Origin of the sequence: Aeromonas sp. HMWF014 (assembly GCF_963878295.1) — a bacterium.
GTDB classification, from domain to species: Bacteria; Pseudomonadota; Gammaproteobacteria; order Enterobacterales; family Aeromonadaceae; genus Aeromonas; species Aeromonas popoffii.
This window is the reverse complement of the sequence record NZ_CAWNYS010000378.1, coordinates 1-3,284: the sequence shown is the minus strand read 5'-3', so window position 1 is coordinate 3,284 and position 3,284 is coordinate 1. Positions and strand designations below refer to the sequence as shown.

Below are 3,284 nucleotides of genomic sequence, written 5' to 3'. Positions count from 1 at the left end.
GTCTAGGCTTTTATTACAGTGGTCTCTGAAATTGTTAATTTGGTAAACGATAGCTTCCATCGTATACTCGGAGAAGATTTTTCCTGTAAATCTTTTATTTACACTAAAGCTGCTGTTTGAACCATCTGTCAGCATTAGGCGTTGATCACTTGCGGCTTCCCTAATTTTTCTTGTTAGAGCTTCGATAGTTTTAATGGCGGTGACGACCTCCTCGATGACAACCCAGGTGTCTTTTCTGCCATTACCTGTATGTTTATGTAAAATAGTATTGATATAGTAGATGGGTTGACCATCTACACTAAAATCTTTTGTGTAGCATCCCGCGGTCAACGATAGCAATTCTGTGGTGCGAATACCCGAGTAGGCTAGAATAGTGAGAGTGCATGCTGTACGCAATTGCTGAAGTTCAACATATAGATCCCCATATGTCTGTATTGGCTTTTTCAGCCAGCCAGAATTAACGTCTTTCATTAATTTTTTTGCGACTATAGTGAACCGCTTGGTTTTCATGCTCTCGCTCAAATCCAAGTCTGCAATCTCACTATGCCATAAAATGTGCAACTGCTCCCAAGTGTCTAGGATAACATGGCTGTATTCCAAAACGTAATCTAATGCCGCACTCATAATGGCGGTGTAGATAGGTTCAGGAATCGGCGGTGTCCGATTCTCAGTATCGACCCGATCTTTTTTCTGGGTGAACATTTTGTTGAATGGTCTATCGAACGGCATGCTGGTAAGCGGCATAGTAATCCGGCTGCTGTACTCCCATAGACGATATATGATGCGAAATATATTATATATTCTAGCGTCCGTCTTACACTCAGCATACATGGTATAATCCAGGTATCGTTCGAGCAGGTTGTTATCAACCTCGTAAAAACCTTGTCTGCCCTGACTTGCACAGTATTTAGAGAAGCTTTTTAGAATGTATAGCTCATTATGTAGAGTTAACCATTCACTTTCTCGGTCATGAGTTGCGACTGCGTTGTAAAGTCTGGCATATGCATACTCAGCCATTGCTAATGAGAATCCATATGGATAGCCAGGAACGTCTCGAAAATCCCAGGTCTTATCGGACTCTGATATACCAGGGGTACTGACGAGCGAGGACATTTTCCATAGTGAATCGCTAAATACTGATTGGGTGGAAACAGCCGTATCAGGAGAGACAAACTTACTGGTTGTTAGTCCTGCTTCAAACAGAGGGACGGCAGGGTTCAGTTTCATAGTAATATTACGTCCTTATATCCAGGGGGATGTAAAATACCTGCTCCTGAGCTAGATGCTCAGCTTCTTCAATAGCATCGGATGAAAATCGTGGCAGAACATCATGGGTTATTACATGCCAGAGGAACGAAAATTTCCCATTCCAGTCATCTGCGGATAATTCGGTACGGGCCTGTATAATCAGGTCGCGAAGTGCTATTACGCGAGGCAGCACATGGCGTGTAATGATGGCATTGGAGCACGTGAAACACCCCCATGGTTTATCACATGGCATATTCGGTTGACCACCAGGCCGATTGTAAAAATCCAAGCAGGATGCAAATAATACATCCTGTTCACCTCTGGTAATTTTCCCTGCGGTAGTTATATCCATATCTAAAACTACCGCGATTTTTTCAGGATTGTCATCTGGCACGATCTGAGGACGAGCCAGATGCCTTACTTCATTAAGCGCATCTCTGATAGCCTGCTCATGGATATGCTTGGTTGAATCATTCGCAATATAATCGACGGTCGTAGTACCTAGCGTATGTGCAGCATCCCTAGTGACTTTGCTCAGTTGTCCATATCTTTTATAGCGGTTGGTGAGATATGTTACACGCCAGCGTCTCAACGATACCCGTAGCGGCTGATCATTTTCATCAGCGAGTTCATGTTGGTCACACCAACCACCAGGGCGGTTCATCTGATATTTTATATAGCTAGGATCCAGATTTTTAACTGGTTCTCTGCCATGTCCGTTGATAGTCAATCCCAAAAATAGATATTTTTTATCATCTACAGTAGCGTATTTGACTAGAGGCTCAGTGACCTTTAAGAGTGTCTTTATCAGTGCGACGGGAGAGAATTGTCCTTCATTATCAATTATTTTCTTATATTTACGTGCTGCACCACGATTTTTCTCATACCAGAGGATGAAACGCCCATCGACTTCCTGTAAACAATCCCGAGTCAGAGTCAGAATTGATGACTCATTACGACCGGTTTTTTTTGCTAGTAGATTTATAAATGGTATGAGATCGGTTGTGAGGGGGTAAAGCAGAGAGTATGTGTCTTTTTTTCTATATGGAACATCATAACATCCCATCGTAACATTATTGAATGTGCTGTGGCCGCCAGCAAGTAGCGCAGATGTTTTTAGGTACTCCCCATTCATGACATTGACGATGTACCACAAAATATTGGGCAGTTGCAGCCATGGTCGCTCACTGGGGTCGAGACGCAACATTCGACCAGTCTGCGGGTCGCGTCTATTATTATGCCCTCGTGGATCAGTACCAGTAGTGAGTAACTGTCTCCCAGTATCGAGCCGAGCCAGCAGCGCTCGTATATCGCTGCGGCAGGCGTGCTCCAGATCGAGGGCCTCACCAGCTGTATATGGCTGTATCAGGTCACTATCGGATTTATAAGCGAAATTTCGAGGGGGTGAAAAATCTGAACGTGCGAGGTCAATAGCCTGTGCCGCTACGAGTAGCCTGATTAGGTTACCGAAATGCCGGCGTGGATGGCTGGATTTAAAACCACTCGAGGTTAATTTGATGTGTGCTCGGTATTCCAATAAAAATTCATACGTGATTTCCATCATTCGGAATTGCTCAGGTAGTTTTTTTTGATCTACGTATTCCAAAAACTCCTTAATGGTTTGGACATAGGACCAGATTGTGAGGTCACTTGCTATCCGGCTGGGAGAGGTGTGTTGATAGAGTGCAGCAATAAAATCTCGTGCCAATACTTGGTGTGAAGAATTATTGGTGAGATCTAGATGTGCCCGGTCGCCCAATTCGTTACGTTTATCGAATACTAGGCTGCCTAGGCTGCGGATATTGTTGTTTGTTTGGGGGATTTTTTCGAACTCTACCCTGGACATAACGTCTACTTGCACCATGTCAGCCTAAACTGGAATGTAGACTAGCCAAGAAAGCTTTTGCTTTCAATTGGCGTAAGTTATTGATTATTTTACACTTTAATAATTATCGGAGTCTAAGGAGATTTGATTTCTCTATCTAATTCAATCATTTATTGTGAACGATATTCACAAAACAAAATATATATAAAAC

The 3,284-nt window shown here is 43.1% G+C and carries 2 protein-coding genes; both read right to left on the bottom strand.

Annotated elements, in window-relative coordinates:
• Positions 1-1,227, bottom strand: a 1,227-nt coding sequence (locus AAC083_RS15495) for a hypothetical protein (protein WP_146181697.1), incomplete at its 3' end; no start/stop codon positions are given.
• Positions 1,228-1,234: 7 nt separating this feature from the next.
• Positions 1,235-3,094, bottom strand: coding sequence for a hypothetical protein (locus AAC083_RS15490; RefSeq protein ID WP_108537060.1), 1,860 nt, complete (start codon positions 3,092-3,094; stop codon positions 1,235-1,237).
• Positions 3,095-3,284 lie beyond the last annotated feature (190 nt).

Coding starts and splice junctions, on each gene's coding strand:
- AAC083_RS15490 (WP_108537060.1), bottom strand. CDS start 3,094: ATGTCCAGGGTAGAGTTCGAAAAAATCCCCCAAACAAACAACAATATC.